23 protein-coding genes and 1 pseudogene are annotated in these 19,364 nt (G+C 68.7%); 17 read left to right on the forward strand and 7 right to left on the reverse strand.

Annotated features, from left to right (window positions below):
• Nucleotides 1-255: 255 nt before the first annotated feature.
• Nucleotides 256-1,203 carry an AEC family transporter gene (locus tag Sp245p_RS03245; RefSeq protein WP_014241610.1) on the reverse strand — a complete coding sequence of 316 codons (948 nt, stop codon included), beginning with the start codon at nucleotides 1,201-1,203 and terminating at the stop codon, nucleotides 256-258.
• Nucleotides 1,204-1,350: 147 nt separating this feature from the next.
• Here Sp245p_RS03245 and Sp245p_RS03250 point away from each other — a divergent pair, with 147 nt between their 5' ends.
• On the forward strand, nucleotides 1,351-1,755 hold the full coding sequence (locus Sp245p_RS03250; RefSeq protein ID WP_014241609.1) for a tellurite resistance TerB family protein: 405 nt from the start codon (nucleotides 1,351-1,353) through the stop codon (nucleotides 1,753-1,755).
• Nucleotides 1,752-2,651, forward strand: a complete 900-nt coding sequence (locus Sp245p_RS03255) for an NAD(P)-dependent oxidoreductase (RefSeq protein WP_281291708.1) — start codon at nucleotides 1,752-1,754, stop codon at nucleotides 2,649-2,651. The genes Sp245p_RS03250 and Sp245p_RS03255 overlap by 4 nt, the downstream gene beginning before the upstream one ends.
• 4 nt (nucleotides 2,652-2,655) lie before the next feature.
• Here Sp245p_RS03255 and Sp245p_RS03260 read toward each other — a convergent pair whose 3' ends face one another.
• Both Sp245p_RS03260 and Sp245p_RS03265 read right to left on the reverse strand, forming a co-directional pair.
• Nucleotides 2,656-3,123 (reverse strand): acetyltransferase, encoded by a 468-nt coding sequence (locus Sp245p_RS03260; RefSeq protein ID WP_014241606.1) that lies wholly within the window; start codon nucleotides 3,121-3,123, stop codon nucleotides 2,656-2,658.
• Nucleotides 3,120-4,139 carry an aspartate-semialdehyde dehydrogenase gene (locus Sp245p_RS03265; protein WP_014241605.1) on the reverse strand — a complete coding sequence of 340 codons (1,020 nt, stop codon included), beginning with the start codon at nucleotides 4,137-4,139 and terminating at the stop codon, nucleotides 3,120-3,122. Before Sp245p_RS03265 ends, Sp245p_RS03260 begins: the two co-directional genes overlap by 4 nt.
• Nucleotides 4,140-4,271: 132 nt before the next feature.
• On the opposite strand from Sp245p_RS03265, the gene Sp245p_RS03270 reads away from it, so the two are divergent.
• From Sp245p_RS03270 to Sp245p_RS03290, 5 genes are all read left to right on the forward strand, one after another.
• Nucleotides 4,272-4,535: a hypothetical protein gene (locus Sp245p_RS03270; protein ID WP_014241604.1), complete on the forward strand. Its 264-nt coding sequence runs from the start codon at nucleotides 4,272-4,274 to the stop codon at nucleotides 4,533-4,535.
• Nucleotides 4,536-4,784: 249 nt separating this feature from the next.
• The gene (gene sdhC / locus Sp245p_RS03275; protein WP_014241603.1) at nucleotides 4,785-5,174 is read left to right on the forward strand and encodes a succinate dehydrogenase, cytochrome b556 subunit; all 390 of its coding nucleotides are present in this window, start codon (nucleotides 4,785-4,787) and stop codon (nucleotides 5,172-5,174) included.
• An 11-nt stretch (nucleotides 5,175-5,185) separates the two neighbouring features.
• Nucleotides 5,186-5,581: a succinate dehydrogenase, hydrophobic membrane anchor protein gene (sdhD, locus tag Sp245p_RS03280; protein WP_014241602.1), complete on the forward strand. Its 396-nt coding sequence runs from the start codon at nucleotides 5,186-5,188 to the stop codon at nucleotides 5,579-5,581.
• 6 nt (nucleotides 5,582-5,587) lie between these two features.
• A complete protein-coding gene (sdhA, locus tag Sp245p_RS03285) occupies nucleotides 5,588-7,369 on the forward strand; it encodes a succinate dehydrogenase flavoprotein subunit (RefSeq protein ID WP_035675802.1) in 1,782 nt (593 codons plus the stop codon).
• 30 nt (nucleotides 7,370-7,399) lie between these two features.
• Nucleotides 7,400-8,176: a succinate dehydrogenase iron-sulfur subunit gene (locus Sp245p_RS03290; RefSeq protein WP_014241601.1), complete on the forward strand. Its 777-nt coding sequence runs from the start codon at nucleotides 7,400-7,402 to the stop codon at nucleotides 8,174-8,176.
• A gap of 87 nt (nucleotides 8,177-8,263) precedes the next feature.
• On the opposite strand, the gene Sp245p_RS03295 is transcribed toward Sp245p_RS03290, so the two are convergent.
• Nucleotides 8,264-8,467, reverse strand: coding sequence for a hypothetical protein (locus tag Sp245p_RS03295; RefSeq protein ID WP_014241600.1), 204 nt, complete (start codon nucleotides 8,465-8,467; stop codon nucleotides 8,264-8,266).
• 153 nt (nucleotides 8,468-8,620) lie between these two features.
• On the opposite strand from Sp245p_RS03295, the gene Sp245p_RS03300 reads away from it, so the two are divergent.
• Both Sp245p_RS03300 and Sp245p_RS03305 read left to right on the forward strand, forming a co-directional pair.
• A complete protein-coding gene (locus Sp245p_RS03300; RefSeq protein ID WP_109138351.1) occupies nucleotides 8,621-9,469 on the forward strand; it encodes a branched-chain amino acid aminotransferase in 849 nt (282 codons plus the stop codon).
• Between the two features lie 137 nt (nucleotides 9,470-9,606).
• A complete protein-coding gene (locus Sp245p_RS03305) occupies nucleotides 9,607-10,188 on the forward strand; it encodes a hypothetical protein (RefSeq protein WP_041811271.1) in 582 nt (193 codons plus the stop codon).
• A gap of 13 nt (nucleotides 10,189-10,201) precedes the next feature.
• Here Sp245p_RS03305 and Sp245p_RS03310 read toward each other — a convergent pair whose 3' ends face one another.
• Together Sp245p_RS03310 and Sp245p_RS03315 are read right to left on the reverse strand one after the other, a co-directional pair.
• Nucleotides 10,202-10,543 (reverse strand): hypothetical protein, encoded by a 342-nt coding sequence (locus Sp245p_RS03310; protein ID WP_014241597.1) that lies wholly within the window; start codon nucleotides 10,541-10,543, stop codon nucleotides 10,202-10,204.
• 74 nt (nucleotides 10,544-10,617) lie between these two features.
• On the reverse strand, nucleotides 10,618-11,250 hold the full coding sequence (locus tag Sp245p_RS03315; RefSeq protein ID WP_014241596.1) for a S24 family peptidase: 633 nt from the start codon (nucleotides 11,248-11,250) through the stop codon (nucleotides 10,618-10,620).
• A gap of 196 nt (nucleotides 11,251-11,446) precedes the next feature.
• Here Sp245p_RS03315 and Sp245p_RS03320 point away from each other — a divergent pair, with 196 nt between their 5' ends.
• The 7 genes from Sp245p_RS03320 (at nucleotide 11,447) to Sp245p_RS03350 (ending at nucleotide 17,808) form a co-directional block, all read left to right on the forward strand.
• Nucleotides 11,447-11,812 (forward strand): hypothetical protein, encoded by a 366-nt coding sequence (locus Sp245p_RS03320; RefSeq protein WP_014241595.1) that lies wholly within the window; start codon nucleotides 11,447-11,449, stop codon nucleotides 11,810-11,812.
• Nucleotides 11,809-12,234: a hypothetical protein gene (locus Sp245p_RS03325; RefSeq protein ID WP_244439326.1), complete on the forward strand. Its 426-nt coding sequence runs from the start codon at nucleotides 11,809-11,811 to the stop codon at nucleotides 12,232-12,234. The genes Sp245p_RS03320 and Sp245p_RS03325 overlap by 4 nt, the downstream gene beginning before the upstream one ends.
• 66 nt (nucleotides 12,235-12,300) lie before the next feature.
• Complete coding sequence (locus Sp245p_RS03330) at nucleotides 12,301-12,732, forward strand: hypothetical protein (RefSeq protein ID WP_014241593.1); 432 nt, start codon at nucleotides 12,301-12,303, stop codon at nucleotides 12,730-12,732.
• Between the two features lie 4 nt (nucleotides 12,733-12,736).
• On the forward strand, nucleotides 12,737-14,254 hold the full coding sequence (locus Sp245p_RS03335) for a portal protein (protein ID WP_014241592.1): 1,518 nt from the start codon (nucleotides 12,737-12,739) through the stop codon (nucleotides 14,252-14,254).
• Nucleotides 14,247-14,519 (forward strand): Bbp19 family protein, encoded by a 273-nt coding sequence (locus Sp245p_RS03340; protein WP_014241591.1) that lies wholly within the window; start codon nucleotides 14,247-14,249, stop codon nucleotides 14,517-14,519. The genes Sp245p_RS03335 and Sp245p_RS03340 overlap by 8 nt, the downstream gene beginning before the upstream one ends.
• A gap of 25 nt (nucleotides 14,520-14,544) precedes the next feature.
• Nucleotides 14,545-15,246 (forward strand): capsid assembly protein, encoded by a 702-nt coding sequence (locus Sp245p_RS03345; RefSeq protein ID WP_014241590.1) that lies wholly within the window; start codon nucleotides 14,545-14,547, stop codon nucleotides 15,244-15,246.
• A 177-nt stretch (nucleotides 15,247-15,423) separates the two neighbouring features.
• A complete protein-coding gene (locus Sp245p_RS03350; protein WP_014241589.1) occupies nucleotides 15,424-17,808 on the forward strand; it encodes a putative bifunctional diguanylate cyclase/phosphodiesterase in 2,385 nt (794 codons plus the stop codon).
• A gap of 57 nt (nucleotides 17,809-17,865) precedes the next feature.
• Here Sp245p_RS03350 and Sp245p_RS03355 read toward each other — a convergent pair whose 3' ends face one another.
• Nucleotides 17,866-18,303, reverse strand: a complete 438-nt coding sequence (locus Sp245p_RS03355) for a PRC-barrel domain-containing protein (protein ID WP_109138353.1) — start codon at nucleotides 18,301-18,303, stop codon at nucleotides 17,866-17,868.
• Between the two features lie 420 nt (nucleotides 18,304-18,723).
• Here Sp245p_RS03355 and Sp245p_RS03360 point away from each other — a divergent pair.
• Nucleotides 18,724-19,344 (forward strand): annotated as a pseudogene (locus Sp245p_RS03360) (phage capsid protein); the annotation flags it as partial.
• Nucleotides 19,345-19,364 lie beyond the last annotated feature (20 nt).

Here is a 19,364-nt window from a genome sequence, read left to right on the forward strand (position 1 = left end):
GGCGCGTATCTCTTTCCCCCGAAACGATGCGGCGGCGGTCGATTGTTTTGAGTCTGAACGAAAGGATTCGGCAGACCAGCCGCCCGTGCGGTGGGCGTTGGATTTGCCGTGATCAAATGATTGAACAGCAAATATTAAGAAAGACGCAAGAATGATGCAGGGAGGGCTGCCTCCCGCTTTTCAAATGGTTTCTTTCTTTTAAGAAAGATGAATGTCTGAAGAGGCGAGTGCGACCGGACGACTGCAAGCCAAGGTTCAGAGGGGCGGCGCGTAGGTGGCCAGCAGGAAGGACAGGGTGACCACGCTGGCGATGGTGGACATCAGGATCGCGGCGGAGGTGCGCTCCACATAGATGCGGTACTGGCTGGCCACCACGAAGGTCAGGGCGCCGGTGGGCAGGCCGGCGAGGATGATGGCCGACCCGGCCCAGAAGGGGTCGAGCGGGAACAGCGTCTGGATGAGGAACCACGCCAGCGCCGGCTGCACCACCAGCTTCAGGGCGCTGATCCAGCCGACCTCCAGCAGGTTGGCCTTCAGGCTCTGGGTCGCCAGGAACAGGCCGATGGCGAACAGGGCGCAGGGACCGGCGGAGGCGCCCATCAGGTCGCAGTAGATGGCGATCGGGCGCGGCACCGGCACGCCGGACAGGAAGACCGACCAGGCGAGCCCCAGGGCCGTGGAGATGATCAGCGGGTTCTTGACCAGCGCCCGGCCGACGTCGCGCAGCGCCTTGCCGATGCCGCCGCCCTGGCTGTTGGCGAACTCCAGCCAGATCACCGCGATGCCGACCATGATCGCGCTCATGATGACGGTGGCGAGGATCGCCGGGGCCAGACGGTCCGGGCCGAAGGCCGCCAGGAACAGGGGGATGCCCATGTAGCCGGTGTTGGAGAAGCAGGCGTTCAGCCCCTGCATGCACTGGATCTGCGTCCGCTCCCGGTGGATCAACCAGCCGAGCAGGGCGCCCAGCGCGTAGACCGCCAGCATCGAGCCGAGGAAGGCGCCGATGAAGGGGCCGTTGAAGATCTCCGACAGCGAGCGCTTCGCGGTGCCGAGGAACAGCACCGGCGGCAGGGCCATCCAGTAGACGAACTTGTTCAGCGCCTCCGACGAGGCGGGACCGAGAAGCTTCGCCTTACCGGAAAGGACGCCCGCCAGGATGATGGCGAAGACCGGGAGCGCCACGTTGAAGACCACCGACATGGGGGCCGACCTTAAGGGGCAACCCGTCCCCTGTCGAGGGACCCACCCGTCCGTCCCGGGCATAGCTCCCTTGACGGCGCTCCCTCCCTTGACGGCGCGCGGGGGGCGGGCAAGATTGGGCGGGGCCCTTTTTCCGCAGGAGTTTCGATGATCAACCATCACAGCGCGCTCATCTACGTCATGGTGCTGGTGTCGGCGTGCGACGGCGACATGACGGACGCGGAGCTTGAGGCCATCGGCGAGAACGTCCGCTACCTGCCGATCTTCAAGGATTTCGACATCGACCGGCTGACCGACGTGACCCGCGAATGCTCCGGCCTGCTGGCCGACGCCGACGGGCTGGAGACGACGCTCCAGATCGTCAAGGAGGCGATTCCGTCCAAGCTGTCCGAGACCGCCTACGCGCTCGCCTGCGACATCGCCGCGGCGGACCCGTCGGCCTCGCAGGAGGAGCTGCGGATGCTGGAGCTGATCCGGCACAAGCTGGGCGTGGACCGGCTGTGCGCCGCCGCCATCGAACGCGGCGCGCGGGCGCGCCACACCCGTCTGTGACGGCCAGGGACATGACGGCCGGGGACATGGCAGACCTCAAGGACCGTGCGGTCGGCTTCATCGGGCTGGGCCTGATGGGCCGGCCGATGGCCCGCAATCTGGCGAAGGCCGGTGCGGCCCTGGTGATCAGCAGCCGCAGCCCCGGCCCGGTCGAGGAACTGGCCGGCGAGGGCATGAGCCCCGCCGCCGGACCCGCCGAGGTCGCCGCCCGCGCCGACGCCATCGTGCTGATGCTGTCGGACACCGTGGCGGTGGAGGCGGTGGCCGCGGCGCTGATGGACGCGCTGCGGCCTGGCCATCTCGTCATCGACATGGGCACCACGGCGGTCGGGGCGACCCGCAAGCTGGCCGAGGCCGTCCGCGCCAAGGGCGCCGACTGGGTCGACGCCCCGGTGTCGGGCGGCACGGTGGCGGCGGAGGCCGGCACTCTGACCATCATGGCCGGCGGCACGGAGGAGGCCTTCGCCCGCGCTCTGCCGCTGTTCCAGGCGATGGGCCAGCGCATCACCCATGTCGGTGACAGCGGGGCCGGGCAGGTCGCCAAGATGGCCAATCAGGTGATCGTCGCGCTGAGCATCGGCGCGGTGGCCGAAGCCCTGGCGCTGGCCAAGGCGGCGGGGGTGGAGCCGGGCAAGGTCCGCGACGCCATCCGCGGCGGCTTCGCCGAGTCGCGCATCCTGGAACTGCACGGCCAGCGCATGGTCTCCGGCGACTTCACGCCGGGCGGCCGGGTGCTTACTCAGATCAAGGACCTGAAACAGGCGGAGGAGCTGGCGGAGCAGTCCGGCATCCAGCTTCCCGCGCTGGGCCTCAGCCTGGAGCTGTTCGAACTGCTGGCCGAACAGGGCGACGGAGGGCTGGACCATTCCGCCCTCTACCGGCTGTTCGTCAAGTAGCCCTTCAGGCGCCGGTCGGGTTCCCCTGGCTGGCGCCATCGAGGGCCAGATGCAGCAAGGGAAACGGACGGCCGCTGTCGTCCAGCGCGGAGCGCCCGACCTCCCGGAAGCCGAGACGCCGATAGAAGGCCCGTGCAGCGCTGTTCTGCTCGTTCACGTCGACCGTCAGCTCCGGCCCACCCTCCAGGGCGCGGGCGACCAGGGTACGGCCGATTCCCCGGCCGTGCCACGCCGGATCGACGAACAGCGTGTCGATCTTGCTCCCGGTCATGCCCAAGAAGCCGACCGGCCGGTCGTCACCGTCCACAGCGACCATGAGCGCCGCCGCCGGAAGATACTGGTCGCGCACGAGGTCGGCGTAGAAGCCGATGTCCTCCTCGCTCAGGAAATCGTGCGTGCTGCGCACCGCGGCGAGCCAGACGGCGAACAGCGCGGGGACGTCGTCGGGGCGGGAGGAGCGGATCGGGATCACTCCTCCAGATACTCCTTCACCAGCAGCTCGGCGATCTGCACGGCGTTGAGCGCGGCGCCCTTGCGCAGATTGTCGGTGGACGCCCAGAAGGACAGGCCGTTGTCCACCGTGTAGTCCTCGCGGATGCGGCTGATGAAGACCGGGTCGTCCCCGGCGATCTCGACCGGGGTGATGTAGCCGTCGTTCTCCTGCTGGTCGATCACCTGCATGCCCGGCGCCTTGCGCAGGATGCGGCGGGCCTCCTCGGCGGTCACCGGCTCCACGCACTCGATGGTGATCGCGGCGGAATGGCCGATGAAGACGGGGACGCGGACGCAGGTCGCGCTCACCTTGATCTTGGGGTCGAGGACCTTCTTCGTCTCGACGGTCAGCGCCCACTCGTCCCGCGTCGCGCCGTCCTCCATGAAGGGGCCGATGTGCGGGATGACGTTGAAGGCGATCTGCTTGGAGAAGACGGACTTCTGCACCGGGTCGTTCACGTAGATGGCGCGGGTCTGGCCGAACAACTCGTCCATGCCCTCCTTGCCGGCGTCCGAGGCCGCCTGGTAGGTGGAGACGACGACGCGGCTCACCGTGACCTGCTCGTGCAGGGGCTTCAGCGCCATGGCCAGCAGGATGGCAGCACCGCCGGGGCTGGCGACGATGTTCTTCTTCGCGTAGCCGGCGAGCGCGTCGCCGTTGACCTCCGGGATCACCAGCGGGACGTCGGGATCCATGCGGAACTGCGGGCTGGCGTCGATCACCACGGCGCCCGCGGCGGCGCCGCGCGGCGCGTGGGCCGCCGAAACCTTGGCGTCCGCGGCGAACAGCGCGATGTCCACGCCCTTGAAGTCGAAGCGGCCGACGTCCTCGACCTTCAGCACCGCGTCCTCGCCGAAGGACACCTCCTTGCCGACCGCGCTGTCGGCGGCCAGGGCGATCACCGCGTCGGCCGGGAACCGGCGGTCAGCGAGGGTGGTCAGCATTTCCCGTCCGACGTTGCCGGTGGCGCCGACGACCGCGACTGTGTAGCCCATGGCGGTTAATCCCTGTGATATGCGGTGCGAAGAGGGCTTGAGGTATGCGGTTCCCATTGGAATTGCAACAGCGCCCGCGTTGTGACACCGTGTCCGCCCTATCACGAACGACCGCGACCGGCACACAGGGGCATGGCCACTCCGCTCGAAGACATCATCGCCAAGGCGATCAAGGACGCGGACAAGTCCTTCTTCAACGAGGACTACACCAAGCAGGCGCGCTCGGTGATGAACGCGCTGAAGAAGGCCGGCTACGAGGTCGCTCCGGTCCGCCCGCCCGAGGGGCTGGTGGAATGGGCCAAGGAGAACATTCCCTTCGGCCGGCTGCGTCCGGCGGAGCTGATTACCCAGATGTATTCGATGATGGTGGAGAATGTTCGCCGCTTCGACAAGTAATAGGCTGAACGGCGAAACCGGGTTTCGGCCCTGGTAATACCAGTCTGCAGCAAAGCCCGTTAGTTTTCAGGCACTTCCCGCGGTGCGCCATTTTGGCCACGGCCAAGTCCCTGCCGTTGACTCGTGTGCGGTAGAGGCGTAATTCAATCGCCAAACACAGCAGGGCTTAAAACTTTCGGTCTCGCATCACCCGCCGTCGCGGCAACAGCCCTCCTTGCCGCGACCGGTCGCCGAACTGAGGACGACGCAATGGCAAACGGCAGCGGTCGGCCGCTCTCTCCGCATCTGCAAGTCTACAAACTCCCCAGGACCGCGCTCCTGTCCATCACGCACCGCATCACGGGCGTGGGGCTGGCCGTCGGGACCCTTCTGCTGACCTGGTGGCTGGTCGCCGCCGCCACCAGCCCCGCCGCCTACGAGCGCGCGCAGCATTTCATCGGCTCCTTCTTCGGGCTGCTGCTGATGTTCGGCTGGTCGCTGGCGCTCTACTATCACCTGTGCAACGGCATCCGGCATCTGGTGTGGGACGCCGGCAAGGCGTTCGAGCTGAGCGAGGCCGACCGCGGCAACCAGATCGTCATCGGTGCGGCGGCCGTGCTGACCGTGCTGACCTGGATCATCGGCCTGGCCGTGTGGTGAGGAGAGAAGACATGGCGTCCAACAGCAAGACCCTCCGCTCGCCGCTGCAGATCGCGCGCGGCCTGGGCTCCGCCAAGCACGGCACCGAGCATTGGTGGCACCAGCGCGTCACCGCCATCGCCCTGGTTCCGCTGACCATCTGGTTCGTCTTCGGCGTGATCCGCCATCTGGGCGCCGACCACGCGGCCTTCGTTGCGTGGCTGGAGTCGCCCTTCTCGGCGCTGATGATGGTGCTGACCGCCGTGGTCACCTTCCACCACGCCCAGGCCGGGCTGCAGGTGGTGATCGAGGACTACGTGCACAACGAGATGGCGAAGATCCTGAGCATCCTGGCCGTGAAAGCCCTGTGCTTCGTGCTGGGTGCCGCCTGCGTCATCGCCGTCCTCAAGATTTCGTTCGGAGCCTGACGAGCCATGGCCGCCTACGATATTATCGATCATTCCTATGACGTCGTCGTCGTCGGTGCCGGCGGTGCGGGCCTGCGCGCCACCTTCGGCATGGCCGAGAAGGGCCTGAAGACGGCGTGCATCACCAAGGTCTTCCCGACCCGCTCGCACACCGTGGCCGCCCAGGGCGGCATCTCGGCGGCGCTCGGCAACATGAGCGAGGACGACTGGCGCTTCCACATGTACGACACCGTAAAGGGGTCGGACTGGCTGGGCGACCAGGACGCCATCGAGTACATGTGCCGCGAGGCCATCCCGGCGATCATCGAGCTGGAGCACTACGGTGTGCCCTTCTCGCGCACGCCGGAAGGCAAGATCTACCAGCGCGCCTTCGGCGGCATGACCGCGCATTACGGCAAGCAGCAGGCCTACCGCACCTGCGCCGCCGCCGACCGCACCGGCCACGCCATCCTGCACACCCTCTACCAGCAGTCGCTGAAGCACGAGGCGGAGTTCTTCGTCGAGTATTTCGCGCTCGACCTCATCATGGAGGACGGCGTCTGCAAGGGGGTGGTGGCCTGGAACCTCGACGACGGCACCATCCACCGCTTCCGCGCCCAGCTCGTCGTTCTGGCGACGGGCGGCTACGGCCGCGCCTACTTCTCCGCCACCTCGGCCCACACCTGCACGGGCGACGGCGGCGGCATGGTGCTGCGCGCCGGCCTGCCGCTGCAGGACATGGAGTTCGTGCAGTTCCACCCGACCGGCATCTACGGCTCCGGCTGCCTCATCACCGAGGGCGTGCGCGGCGAGGGCGGCTACCTCACCAACTCCAACGGCGAACGCTTCATGGAGCGCTACGCGCCGTCGGCCAAGGACCTCGCCTCGCGCGACGTGGTGTCCCGCTCGATGACCATCGAGATCCGCGAGGGCCGCGGCGTCGGTGAGCACAAGGACCACATCCACCTGCACCTGGAGCATCTCCCGCCGGAGATCATCCACCAGCGCCTGCCCGGCATCGCCGAGACGGCCAAGATCTTCGCCGGCGTGGACGTCACCAAGGAACCGATCCCGGTTCTACCGACGGTGCACTACAACATGGGCGGCATCCCCACCAACTTCCGGTGCGAGGTGGTCAACCCGACCGCCGAGGACCCGGATCGCGTGGTGCCCGGCCTGATGGCCATCGGCGAGGCGGCCTGCGTGTCGGTGCACGGCGCGAACCGCCTGGGCTCCAACTCGCTGCTCGACCTCGTGGTGTTCGGCCGTTCGGCGGCCATCCGCGCCGCCGAGATCGTCGAGAAGGGCAAGTCGGTGTCGTCGTCCGCCGCCGCGACCGACGTCGCCCTGGAGCGCTTCGACCGCATCCGCAACGCCAAGGGCTCCATCAAGTCGTCGGAGCTTCGCCTGGAAATGCAGCGGACCATGCAGAACAACTGCGCGGTCTTCCGCACCGGCGAGGTGCTGGAGGAGGGCGTCAAGCTCATCGACCAGACCTTCGCGAAGAAGAGCGATATGGCGATCAGCGACCGTTCGCTGGTCTGGAACTCCGACCTCGTCGAAGCCATCGAGCTGGACAACCTGCTGTACCAGGCGGTCGCCACGCTCCACTCGGCGAAGAACCGGCCGGAGAGCCGCGGCGCCCACGCCCGCGAGGACTATCCGGACCGCGACGACGAGAACTGGATGAAGCACACCGTCATCGAGGTGTCGGACAAGGGCGAGACGAAGATCGGGTACCGCCCGGTCCATCTCTACACCCTGACCGACGAGGTGCAGGTGTTCCCGCCCAAGGCCCGCGTCTACTAAGGCGGCAAGAGCAAGGCAAGGATACGAACCATGGTCGAATTCAACCTGCCCGCCAATTCCAAGGTCGGCGTCGGCAAGACCATCAACGCCGCCAGCGGCGCCAAGCGGGCGAAGACCTTCAAGATCTACCGCTGGTCGCCGGATGACGGGCAGAACCCGCGGGTCGACACCTACGTCGTCGACCTCGACAAGTTCGGCCCGATGATCCTGGACGCGATCATCTACATCAAGAACAACATCGACTCGACCCTGACCTTCCGGCGCTCGTGCCGCGAGGGCATCTGCGGGTCCTGCGCGATGAACATCGACGGCACCAACACGCTGGCCTGCCTGAAGGCCATCGAGGAGGTGAAGGGCGACGTCAAGATCTACCCGCTGCCGCACATGCCGGTGGTGAAGGATCTCGTCCCCGACCTGAAGCACATCTATGCGCAGCTCGCCTCGATCAAGCCGTGGCTGCAGTCGCAGTCGCCGGCCCCGAGCCGCGAGCGTCTGCAGTCGCCGGAGGACCGCGCCAAGCTGGACGGCCTCTACGAGTGCATCCTGTGCTTCTGCTGCTCGACCTCCTGCCCCAGCTACTGGTGGAACGGCGACCGCTACCTCGGCCCGTCGATCCTGCTCCAGGCCTACCGCTGGATCGTCGACAGCCGCGACGAGATGACGGGCGAGCGCCTCGACAACCTCGAGGACCCGTTCCGCCTCTACCGCTGCCACACCATCATGAACTGCACCAAGGCGTGCCCGAAGGGCCTCAACCCGGCCAAGGCCATCGCCGAGATCAAGAAGCTGATGGTTCAGCGCCGCTGATCCGTCCGTTTCGGTTCACCGATGAAGAACGGGGCGTCTCCGCAAGGGGGCGCCCCGTTTGCTTTGGTCCTTCGGCGGCGTCTCGGCTCAGGCGAAGTCGGGATCGGTGGGCCGGGACGGCGGCAGGTCGTCGTTGGGCAGGGGGGAGGGCATGTCCTCCTGCGGGCCGGGAGTCGGCAGGTCCGGGTTGTCGGTCAGGGGGCCCGGGGCGGGAACGTCCTGGCCCGGCGGCGGGAAGGGCGGGGCCGCGCGCAGCGGCTGCGGAAAGGCGCTCGAATAGGTCCAGCCCATGGGGCGGTCGCTCCCGGTGTGGTGAGGGTGTCCTGCATCAACCGTCCGGCTGGCCCGTCTGCGCAGGTTGACCGGCGGCGATGAGGGGGTATGCTTTTCGAGGGAGCGAATCATCCGGATAGAACCAACCCGAAGCCAAAAAGGGAGAAGATCATGGGCAGCACGGCCGGTCAGGCGTTGAGCTACATCCAGGGCGAATGGATCGCGGGCAACCCCGCCATCGTCGGCCCGATGACTCACGCGCTCTGGCTGTCTTCGGTCGTTTTCGACGGCGCCCGGGCCTTCCAGGGCGTGGCCCCCGACCTTGACCGCCACTGCGCCCGCGTTGTGCGCTCGGCCCAGGTGATGGGCCTCGCCCCCATGCTGACCGCCGGGGAGATCGAGGAGCTGTGCTGGGACGGCATCCGCCGCTTCCCCAAGGAGGCCGAGCTGTACATCCGGCCGATGTTCTACGCGGAGGAGGGCTTCGTCGCGCCCGACGCCGAGAGCACGCGCTTCGTCCTGTCGGTCTACGAGGCGCCGCTGCCCAGCGCCGCCGGCTTCACCGCGTGCCTGTCCAGCCGCCGCCGCCCGGTGCCGGACATGGCGCCGACCGAGGCCAAGGCCGCCTGCCTCTACCCAAACGCCGGGCTGGCGCTGAAGGAAGCGCGGGAGCGCGGCTTCGATAACGCCATCATGCTCGACCCCATCGGCAGCGTGGCGGAGTTCGCGACGGCCAACCTGTTCATCGCCAAGGACGGGGTGGTGCGCACGCCGGTGCACAATGGGACCTTCCTCAACGGCATCACCCGCCAGCGCGTGATCGCCCTGCTGCGCGACGACGGCGTGGCGGTGGAGGAGGCCACCCTGAACCCCCGCGACGTGCTGGAGGCGGACGAGGTCTTCTCGACCGGCAATTACGCGAAGGTGGTGCCGGTCACCCGCGTCGAGGAGCGCGTCCTGCAACCCGGCCCCCTGGCGGCGCGGGCGCGTGGACTCTATTGGGAGTTCGCCTTCCGCTGATCCGCATCGGCTGACTCGGAATGCCGGTTTTCGGGCGGTATGCGGCCCGAAAACCGGCTTGATAGGGGGTTCGTTCCGCGGCATGATTCCTTCGAAACGGTGAACCGGTCCATCGAAGGACTCTGTCGAGGGGGGAGATGATGCAATTCCGCGAACGGCGCCGCGTGATCCAGGTGATCCGCACCGTCTACGATCCAGACCTGAAGCGCGGTCGGTCGGAGTTGGTCGGGAAGATCGACAAGGCCGCGCCCGTGGTCACCGACAGGCTGCAGAAAAGCTGCACGGCGGAGGAACTGTCGGAAATCCTCACCTATCTGGACGACCGCCACAACCGCCTGCGCAACGAGGCGGTGCGCGCCGGGGCGGAAACCCTGCCGGCCCAGATGCGGGAGGCGGCGGAGTATTTCCGCACCCACCGCGACGACGACGCGCGGGCCTTCGCCACAGAAATCCGCTTGGCGTGGGAGGAGTTGAAAACGGCGTTGCGCGACTCCGGCTTTTCAAAGAACAAGCTGTTGAAGAAAGCTGCGGAGCGGGCCGAAGCGGCGCCGGTCGCCGTACAGGTCGCTGCGGAGGAGGTGGCCGAACCGGTGGAAGTTCCGCCTGCCGAGGCGCGGGCCCGCAAGCCGCACGCAAGGAAGGCGAAGACCGCCCGTGTCGTTGCCCTGAACACAGGGGGTTCCAAGGCGGACGAAACCGGTGCTCCTCCGGCCGCGTGACGGCGGCGCCGGCTCAAGCCTCCGCAAGGAACAGCAGGCTGGCGGCGTTGCGGTGGTGGGCCAATGCGGTGGTGAGGCGGGACAGCCACGCGTCGCCGGCGGTCCGGTCGGCAGGCAGGGCGCGACGCCGCCGCGCTGCGCCTTGCCGGGCCTCGGCGGCCAAGCGGTCGTGCAGGCGAAGCACCGCGGCGCGGGCCAGGGCGGCGTGCCGGTCCGACCCGTCGAGAAGCGCCGTCCGAAGCACACCGCGGGACGGCGCGTCGTCGTGACGGCGTTCGAGAGCATCCAAACGATGTGAAATGAGGGACAGCGGGGCGTTGAATGGACGCGGCAGCGCCCCGGTGGATCCGGTCATCCCCGGACGTTAAGCCTTCTGATGACCGATGTAAGGGAAGAATGTCCTAGGACAGAGTGCCGCAGGGCTGACGCTTACTGGCTTGCCCAGACGATGCGGGCCATCCAGGCCACTTCGGCGCGCGGGATGCTGCGGTCCGGGTGGGCGCGGTTGATGGAGATCAGCTCGATCTTGGTGGCGGTTTCGCGAAGGAGTTGCTTCGCCATCACCTCGCCGCCCTTGGTGCGGACGACGACGCGGTCGTTGCGCCGGATCTGCGCGGCGGGCGAGACGATGATGGTGTCGCCGTCGCGGTAGACGGGGTCCATGCTGTCCCCGGCGATCTCCAGCGCGTAGGCGTGGGGGTCGCCGATGCTGGGAAACAGAAGCTCGTCCCAGCCGACGCCCGAAGGAAAGCCGGCGTCGTCGAAGAAACCCGCGTTGCCCGCCTGCGCATAGCCGATGACCGGCACCCGCTGGAGCGAGCCGGCGCCCGCGGCATCGCCGACGAGACTGACGAACTCCGACAGCGACGCGCCGGTCGCCTCCAGAACCTTGGACACGCTCTCCGTCGACGGCCAGCGGAGCTTGCCGTCGCCGGTGGTCCGCTTGCTCTTGTTGAAGGTCGTCGGGTCCAGCCCCGCGCGCCGCGCGAGTCCGGAGGCCGACAGCCCGTGCTGGGCCGCGAGGCGGTCGATCGCCCGCCAAATGTCCGCATGTTTGAGCATGGGAGGATAATCACATAAACGAACCAGCCCGTCCCTAGGAACCTATTCATATTTTCCTTGACGAAGGACTTTAATCAGTACATAACGTGAACATGTGTTCGCCAGCCGCGCGTGCCGCGGCCCATCCGGCGCTCCGCCCGAGAGCGAAGTTGCGCCCGCGAACCCAAAAGCTGCAATTCTCAGGGAGACCTCACGCATGGTCCAGCACCGCAACACGTTTATGGTTCTGTCCGACGCTGTCGGCGAACCGTTCGGCAGCGCGGAGGAGGCGTGGTTCTGGTCGGTCCAGGCGCAGGACGCCAAGGCCGCCGGCGCCCGCATCGCCGCCGGGCGGGGGCTGGTCCAGCGTCCTTGCGAGCCCGGCGACGTGCTGTGCGCGGTGGACCGGCTGTACCGTCGCCGCCTGCTGATCCGCGACCATCTGCACGTGCTGGTCCACTACGGGCGCCGCCTGATGGCGCCGGACCCGGCGCGGTACCGTGAGCAGCGCGCCCACACCCTCTGGCAGGAGGCGTTCGACCGGCTCCGCCCGGTGCTGCGCGAGAAGGGCATCGTCCAGTGAGCACGCCGACGCCTCAGTTGTGCCAAGTGGGGCCCTGCCGGGCCGGAGCGGACGCGCCGCGCGTCTGGGTGGTCTTCCGGGGCGAGGCGGAGCTGTGGTGGCTGCGCCTCCTGAAACCGGGATTCCGCCACTGCTTCGCGCTGCTGCATGACGGGCGCCACTGGGTGATCGTCGATCCCCTTTCGCCCTTCACCGACGTGTCGGTCCTCGACCTGCCCGGGGCCTTCGATCTGCCGGGCTGGTACCGCGGGATGGGGATGGCGGTGGCTCCGGCGCCGGTGCGGCGCGGCCTGACGCGTCCGGCCCCCTGGGCGCCCTTCACCTGCGTCGAGGCGGTCAAACGTCTGCTGGGGTTGCACGCGCCTGCGGTCCTGACGCCCTGGCAGCTTTACCGACGGCTGGCGCGTCCCCCCGCGTCCTGATCCGCGCCGCCGTCCCGCCCCCGCTTCCAGTCGCCCTGTCTCACCACGAACAAGGACACCCCGCTCATGGCGAACCTGTTCAAGGCGCCGCGGCCGACGGCGCCGCCCGCGCCCGCCCCGGACCCCACCCCGAATCCCGCGCCCATCCCTCAACCCGCGCCGACTCCCACTCCCGAGCCTGTCCTCGCGCCGGCCCCGGCGCCGGTGGAAGCTCCAGCGCCGGTTCCCGTCACGACGCCCTGGTGGAACACAGCCCCGGAACCGGCGCCGGCACCCGCCGCCCCGGTGGTCGCGGCCCCGGCTCCCGTGGTGGTGCCCGCCGCCGATCCGGTCACCCCGCCTCCGGCGACGGAGGAGGAGAAGGACCCGGCCAAGGCCGCAGAAGCGCTGATCCAGCGGCGCAACCGGGGACGGGCGGGGACGGTCCAGACCTCCTGGCGGGGCGCGCTGGACGTCGGCGCGCTGGTGCCGCTGCGCAAGCGCCTGTTGGGGGAGTGAGGCCATGAAGGACACCGCGCACGGCACCCCCCGGGGGGGCCGCAAGGGGGATGCCGCATCCGCGTTGCCAAACGGGCCGGAGCGTCTGCTGGAGCGCTACCGGGCGGCACGGGAGCGCCGGTCGGTCTGGGAAAGCCATTGGCAGGACTGCTACGACCACGCCCTGCCCAACGGACAGCCCTTCCGCGGCGGCGGCACCCCCGGCGAGCGGCGGGTGGACCGGCTGTTCGACGGGACCGCGCCGGACGCGGTGGAACAGCTCGCCGCCAGCCTGCTGGCCGAATTGACCCCGCCCTGGTCGCGCTGGTTCGGGTTGCAGCCCGGTCCGTCGCTGCCGGATGGGGAGCGCGACCGCGTGGCCCCGATGCTCGACCGCGCCGCCGGCATCGTGCAGGCGCATGTCGACCGCTCCAACTTCGCCGTCGAAATTCATCAGGCCTTCCTCGACCTCGTGACGGTGGGCACCGCCTGCCTGCTGATGGAGGAGGCCCCGCCCGGCGCCGCGTCCAGCCTGCGCTTCACCGCGGTGCCGCTGGCCGAGGCGGTGCTGGAGGAGGGGGCGGACGGGCGGCTCGATGGCACCTTCCGGCGCAGCGAGGCGACGCTGGCCCAGATCGAGCGCCGCTTTCCCGGCGTGACCATTCCGGACGCGGTGCAGGAACGCGGCGCTGCGGAGCCGGACAGCCGCTTTCCGCTGGTCGAGGCGGTGCTTCCGGACGGGCTGGCCTACCGCTGGACGGTGGTGCTGGACAGCGGTCTGGCCGATCCCGCCACGCTGGCCGAGGGGCGCTTCGCGCAATCGCCGTTCATCAATTTCCGCTGGCTCAAGGCGCCGGGGGAAACCTATGGCCGGTCGCCGGTCATGAAGGCGCTGCCCGACATCAAGACCGCCAACAAGGTGGTCGAGCTGGTGCTGAAGAACGCCTCCGTCGCCGTCACCGGAATCTGGCAGGCCGACGACGACGGGGTGCTGAACCCCGCGACCATCCGGCTGGTGCCGGGGACGATCATCCCCAAGGCGGTGGGGTCGGCCGGGCTGACGCCGCTCGCCAACCCCGGACGCTTCGACGTGTCGCAGCTCGTGCTCGACGACCTGCGGGCGCGCATCCGCCACGCGCTGCTGGCCGACCGGCTGGGGCCGCTGGACCAGCCGCGGATGACCGCGACCGAGGTGGTCGAACGCTCCGCCGAGATGGCCCGGCTGCTCGGCGCGACCTATGGGCGGCTCCAGGCGGAGCTGTTGACCCCGCTGGTGCTGCGCGCCGTCGGCATCCTGCGCCGCCGCGGCGAGATCCCGGACATCGCGGTGGACGGACGCACGGTGGCCCTGCAGCACCGTTCCCCGTTGGCCCAGGCCCAGGCGCAGCGCGACGTCCAGGCGACGCTGCGCTGGCTGGACACCGCCCGCCAACTCGGCCCGGAGGCGCTGTCCGCGGTGGATGTCGCGGCGACCGCGCGCTGGCTGGGCGAGGCCTTCGGCGTGCCCGCCAAGCTGGTGCGGGCGGAGGCGCCCCATGGCTGATCCGACGGAGTGGAACTACGGCGGCTGGGCTTGGCTGGAGGGTGTTTCATCCGCCGAGGCGGTTCCGGCCGGCGATCCGGCGCCCAGCTTCGCCCGCTGCTTCGCCGGGCCGGACGGGGCGCGGGTGCTGGACACGCTGAAAGCCATGACGCTCGAACGCACGCTCGGCCCCGACGCCTCCGACGCCACGCTGCGCGACCTAGAGGGCCAGCGCCGTCTGGTCACCCTCATCCTCACCCTGACCGCCCGTGGGCAGGGCGCCTGAGTCTTTCATCGATAAGGAGCTATCCATGGCCGAGAACCTGCTGACGTCGACCGTTCCCGGCGCCCCGCCCGTGGTGCCCGAGAAGTTCCGCGACCCGGAAACCGGCGCGGTGCGCGTGGAGGCGCTGTTGAAGTCCTATCTGGAGCTGGAGCGCAAGCTGTCCGCCCCCATCTCTGGTGATGGCGAGCGGCCCGACCTGCTGGCGGCGCCGGGGGTGCCCGATGGGCCGGAGGGCTATTGCATCGCCTGCGACCATGGGCTGTTCGAGCCGGACCCGGCGATCAACGGCCGCCTGCACGGAGCCGGCTTCACGCCGGAGCAGGCGCAACTCGTTTACGACCTCGCCGCCGAGCGGCTGGTCCCGCTGATCCAGGAGCTGGCCGCCGAATTCCAGGCGGAACGCGAGGTCGAACGGCTGTCCGCCCAGTTCGGCGGGGCCGAGCGCTGGCGGGAGGTGTCGCGGCAGCTCCACGCCTGGGCGGTGAAGAACCTGCCGCCCGCCGCGGTGGAGGGGCTGTCGACCACCTATGAGGGGGTGATGGCGCTTCACCGGATGATGACCGGCGGCGAGCCCGCCGCGCTGTCGATGCCGGCCGGCGCGCCGTCCGCCGGCGGGGAGGCGGAACTGCAGGCGCTGATGCGCGACCCCCGCTATTGGCGGGACCGCGACCCGGCGGTGGTGTCGAAGGTGACCGACGGGTTCCGGCGCCTGTATCCGACCTCCTGAGCCTGTGGACCTTTGGCGCGGCGTGGCTTTGCGCGGCCTCTCGGGAGGGTTTTTGCGATGCCACGCCGCGCCGGATGGGCATAATGTCGCAGCCGGTTTGAAAAGGACGCAGGGGGATCGGGGCGGGCAACTTGACCGTTGCGTGTTTGAAATAAAAAAGCGACGCTTTCGCGCAGAATGACAACCGCCCGGAAGCAGCCGGGTGCGACGATTGCCGCCGGGACCGTGATGACGCTGCGCCGCAAGATCCGCTGGCTGACCTGGATCGGCCTGATCGGCTGCCTCATGGCGGCAATACCGGCGCTTTACCTGCTGCGCAGCGGTTTGATCACGGAGCGGGAACGGTTGACCCACGCGTTGGTCGGGTCGGCGCACGCCATGCTTGGCGAGATCAACGCGGCCATCGAGGCGGGCGCCCTGCCGCGGGACGAAGGCCAGGGGCAGGCGCGGCTGGCGCTGCGGGCGCTGGGACGCGATCCCTTCCATGTCAGCGTCTTCACCGATGGGCGCGTGCCCGAGGGCTGGATGGACGAGGGGCATTCGGTCCGCGCCAGCCTGACCTTCGAGCCCTGGGGCTGGGCCATCGCAGCGGCCAGCGGAACCGACGATCTCGATCGCGAGTTCGCCATGGAGGCCCTGGCCTTCGTCCTGTTCATCGCCGTTCTGCTGGTGCTGAGCTGGCCGCTGTCGGTGTTCCTGTCGCAGCACGTGCTGGGCCCCATCGAGGCGCTGTCGGAGCGGATGGAGCGGCTGACCGAAGGGCAGACCGGCATCGACATCCCCGGCCGCGACCGCAAGGACGAGTTCGGCGCCATGGCCCGCGCCATGGACTATTTCCGGCAGGCCGCCGAGGCGCTGATCGTGCGCGACGAGCGGCTGTTCGGCATCATGAACAACATCGGCGAAGCCATCGTGCTGGTCGGCGAGGACGGTCGGGTCCAGGAGCACAACCCCGCCGCCGTCGCGCTGTTCGGGGTGCCCGCGGAGCGGCTCGACGGCCATCGCTTCGCCGACCTGTTCGCCGAGGAGGACCGCGAGCGGGTGGCCCGGCTGCTCGGCCTGGGAGCGCCGGGCGGGGACGGTGCGGCGGAGTTGGGGGCCAGCGGCCGCACGGAGCGCGCCGAGGAGCTGGTGATCGAACGGGGGGACGGGCGGATCGATGCCTCGCTCTCCCTGTCCTGCCTGGACGTGCAGGGGCGGCGCAGCTACGTCTGCGCGCTGGCCGACATGACGGAGCGGATGCGCCACGAGCGGGAGCTGCTGCGGCTGGCCACGCGGGACCGGCTGACCGGCCTGCCGAATCGCGCCCTGATCGAATCGCTGCTCGACACCTCGATCGAGCGGGCGCGCCGCCATGGCCGCCGCTTCGCGGTGCTGTGCCTGGACCTGTCGCGCTTCAAGCTGATCACCGACACTCTGGGCCACCACGCCGGGGACCTGCTGCTGCAGGAGGTCGCCTCGCGGATCGTCGTCACGGTGCGGGCGAGCGACACGGTGGGGCGCATCGGCACCGACGACTTCGCGGTGATCCTCGACGAAGTGGGCGAGGCGAAGGAGGCGGAGGTCGCCGCCCAGCGCATCCTGGCCGCCTTCGACGAGCCGGTGCTGCTGATGGGGACGGAGCATTACGTCCGACCGTCGATCGGCATCGCCCTGTTCCCCGACCATGCCGACAGCGCGCAGGAACTTATCCGCTCCGCCGACACGGCGCTCTATGCGGCCAAGCGGGCTGGCGGCAAGCGCCACGCCTTCTTCCGCAAGGAACTGGCCGACCAGGCGCACCGCCATCTGGCGCTGGACCGCGACCTGCGGGCGGCGCTGGCGCGCGGCGAGTTCCAGCTCCACTACCAGCCCAAGGTGTCGTTGATCGACCAGTCGCTGGAGGGGTTCGAGGCGCTTCTGCGCTGGGACAAGCCCGGCTTCGGCATGATTTCACCCGGCGAGTTCATTCCGGTCGCCGAGGACACCGGCTTCATCGTACCGCTCGGCGACTGGGTGCTCGACGAGGCCTGCCGGCAGTTGCGGGAGTGGATCGACCGTGGGCTGGAGCCGGTGCCGGTGGCCGTCAACATCTCGCCGCGTCACCTGCGCCAGCGCTCCGCCGAGGATTTCCGCCGGATCATCGACCGCCACCGCCTGTCGCCCGATCTGGTCGAGCTGGAGATCACCGAGGGTGCGGTGATGCAGGACATGGACCACGCCCTGTCCGTGCTGGCGGCGCTGAAGGCCATGGGCATCCGCGTGGCGGTGGACGATTTCGGCACCGGCCATTCCTCGCTGAGCTACCTGAAGCGGTTGCCGGTGACGACGCTGAAGATCGACCGCTCCTTCGTGAACGGCGTGCCGAGCGAGCGGGAGGACAACGGCATCGTCTCCACCATCATCGCCATGGCCGACATGCTGGGGCTCGACGTGGTGGCGGAGGGGGTGGAGAAGCAGGAGCAGGCCAATTTCCTGCGCCACCACAATTGCACCCTGGTCCAGGGTTGGCTGACCGGGCGCCCGGTCCCCGCCGGTCAGGCTGCCGATCTGCTGGCCATGCGCCTGCGCCGGTCGGCGTGAGATCCGGAAGAACCGGGGGCCGTCGCCCCCGGTTCTTCCCTACGGCCGCCCCTGGCGTCAGCGCAGCGCGCCCTTGACGTCCTCGTACTTGTCCTTCTGCCAGGACTCCAGGCCCTTGAGGTCGTTCTCCGTCATGTCGACGGTCAGGCGCTTGCCCTTCATGTGCAGCCGCTCCAGCGGCAGGACGACGTCCTTGTCGCTGAAGTCGGCGATGTGATCGACGTCGATCACCGCGAAGGTCTGGCCGCCCTTGCGGACGATGCCCTCGATCTCGGCGATGTCCTTGCCGTCGCTGCCGTAGACGTCCTTCCCCTTGAGCTGGGCCGCGGTCATCTTCGCGACCGCCGGGTCGAGCGATCCGTGGGTGGCGGCGACCTGCCCGGTCGCCTTGTTGCTCGGGACCTCCTTGGCGGTGGTTCCGGACGTGCTTTCGGCCAGGGCCGGCGTGGCGAGCAGAAGCGCGGCGACGCCACAGGCGGTGATGATCGTCTTCATGAAGCGTATTCCTTTTTTATGCCGTGTTTTCGGGCCGTTGAGGCCAACCAATCAACAGCGTGGCTCCGGGGGATATTCCACGCCCCGAGGGGGTACCGCGCCAAGGGAATGATTGTTCGGCAAAGGAAAATATTCTTGACATGAAGGGGCGTATGTCCTAGAAACACTCTTGCCAACGCCCGTCGTGCGTCCCCTCACGCGATGGGCCGCGGCATCCCGAACCTCCCTCCATGCCTGTCCTGAAAGGGGCTGACCGGACAACCGAAAGGCCCGGCCAGCCCCTTTCTTTTTTCGCGCTTCGCCTGCGGCCGGGCGCGCGTCCCTTCGTCCTTTTCCGGGATTGGGCGCGCCTGACAACCGGGTGGCGGAATGCTTCCCGCCGGACGGGACCCCCGCAGAACGCGAAAGGAATACAATCCGATGTCCACCTCGGTCGCCCAGGCTTTCGTCAAGCAGTTCGAACGCGAAGTGCACGACGCCTACCAGCGCATGGGCTCCAAGCTGCGCAACACGGTGCGCACCAAGAACAACGTCCAGGGCGCCTCCACCGTCTTCCAGAAGGTCGGCAAGGGCACCGCGTCGACCAAGGCGCGCCACGGCGCGGTTCCGGTGATGAACCTGGACCACACGCCGGTCGAATGCACCCTCTACGACTTCTACGCCGGCGACTGGGTCGATCGGCTGGACGAGCTGAAGACCAACATCGACGAGCGGCAGATCATCGCCAGCGCCGGCGCCTACGCGCTGGGCCGCAAGACCGATGAACTCATCCTGGGTGAGTTGAACCGCTCCACCAACTACGCGGGTGCGTCCAGCGACGGGCTGACCAAGGCGAAGGTGTTGACGGCCTTCGAGAAGCTGGGCGAGTCCGACGTGCCGGACGACGGCCAGCGCTACGCCGTCGTCGGCTGGAAGCAGTGGAGCCAGCTTCTGGGCATCGACGAGTTCGCCAGCACCGAATATGTCGGCGCCGACGAGCTGCCCTGGCGCGGCACCCAGGCCAAGCGCTGGCTGGGCACGCTGTGGATGCCCTACTGCGGCGCCTATTGATTTTATTGGGA

Origin of the sequence: Azospirillum baldaniorum (genome assembly GCF_003119195.2) — a bacterium.
GTDB classification, from domain to species: Bacteria; Pseudomonadota; Alphaproteobacteria; order Azospirillales; family Azospirillaceae; genus Azospirillum; species Azospirillum baldaniorum.

Bases quoted from the DNA above. Each gene is read 5' to 3' on its own strand.
- Sp245p_RS03355 (WP_109138353.1), bottom strand. From the start codon at position 18,303: ATGAAGACGATCATCACCGCCTGTGGCGTCGCCGCGCTTCTGCTCGCC.
- Sp245p_RS03300 (WP_109138351.1), top strand. From the start codon at position 8,621: ATGGGCAGCACGGCCGGTCAGGCGTTGAGCTACATCCAGGGCGAATGG.
- Sp245p_RS03315 (WP_014241596.1), bottom strand. From the start codon at position 11,250: ATGCTCAAACATGCGGACATTTGGCGGGCGATCGACCGCCTCGCGGCC.
- sdhD (WP_014241602.1), top strand. From the start codon at position 5,186: ATGGCGTCCAACAGCAAGACCCTCCGCTCGCCGCTGCAGATCGCGCGC.
- Sp245p_RS03250 (WP_014241609.1), top strand. From the start codon at position 1,351: ATGATCAACCATCACAGCGCGCTCATCTACGTCATGGTGCTGGTGTCG.
- Sp245p_RS03270 (WP_014241604.1), top strand. From the start codon at position 4,272: ATGGCCACTCCGCTCGAAGACATCATCGCCAAGGCGATCAAGGACGCG.
- Sp245p_RS03310 (WP_014241597.1), bottom strand. From the start codon at position 10,543: ATGACCGGATCCACCGGGGCGCTGCCGCGTCCATTCAACGCCCCGCTG.
- sdhC (WP_014241603.1), top strand. From the start codon at position 4,785: ATGGCAAACGGCAGCGGTCGGCCGCTCTCTCCGCATCTGCAAGTCTAC.
- Sp245p_RS03295 (WP_014241600.1), bottom strand. From the start codon at position 8,467: ATGGGCTGGACCTATTCGAGCGCCTTTCCGCAGCCGCTGCGCGCGGCC.
- Sp245p_RS03290 (WP_014241601.1), top strand. From the start codon at position 7,400: ATGGTCGAATTCAACCTGCCCGCCAATTCCAAGGTCGGCGTCGGCAAG.
- Sp245p_RS03265 (WP_014241605.1), bottom strand. From the start codon at position 4,139: ATGGGCTACACAGTCGCGGTCGTCGGCGCCACCGGCAACGTCGGACGG.
- Sp245p_RS03345 (WP_014241590.1), top strand. From the start codon at position 14,545: ATGGCCGAGAACCTGCTGACGTCGACCGTTCCCGGCGCCCCGCCCGTG.
- Sp245p_RS03305 (WP_041811271.1), top strand. From the start codon at position 9,607: ATGATGCAATTCCGCGAACGGCGCCGCGTGATCCAGGTGATCCGCACC.
- Sp245p_RS03335 (WP_014241592.1), top strand. From the start codon at position 12,737: ATGAAGGACACCGCGCACGGCACCCCCCGGGGGGGCCGCAAGGGGGAT.
- Sp245p_RS03340 (WP_014241591.1), top strand. From the start codon at position 14,247: ATGGCTGATCCGACGGAGTGGAACTACGGCGGCTGGGCTTGGCTGGAG.
- sdhA (WP_035675802.1), top strand. From the start codon at position 5,588: ATGGCCGCCTACGATATTATCGATCATTCCTATGACGTCGTCGTCGTC.
- Sp245p_RS03350 (WP_014241589.1), top strand. From the start codon at position 15,424: ATGACAACCGCCCGGAAGCAGCCGGGTGCGACGATTGCCGCCGGGACC.
- Sp245p_RS03330 (WP_014241593.1), top strand. From the start codon at position 12,301: ATGGCGAACCTGTTCAAGGCGCCGCGGCCGACGGCGCCGCCCGCGCCC.
- Sp245p_RS03245 (WP_014241610.1), bottom strand. From the start codon at position 1,203: ATGTCGGTGGTCTTCAACGTGGCGCTCCCGGTCTTCGCCATCATCCTG.
- Sp245p_RS03320 (WP_014241595.1), top strand. From the start codon at position 11,447: ATGGTCCAGCACCGCAACACGTTTATGGTTCTGTCCGACGCTGTCGGC.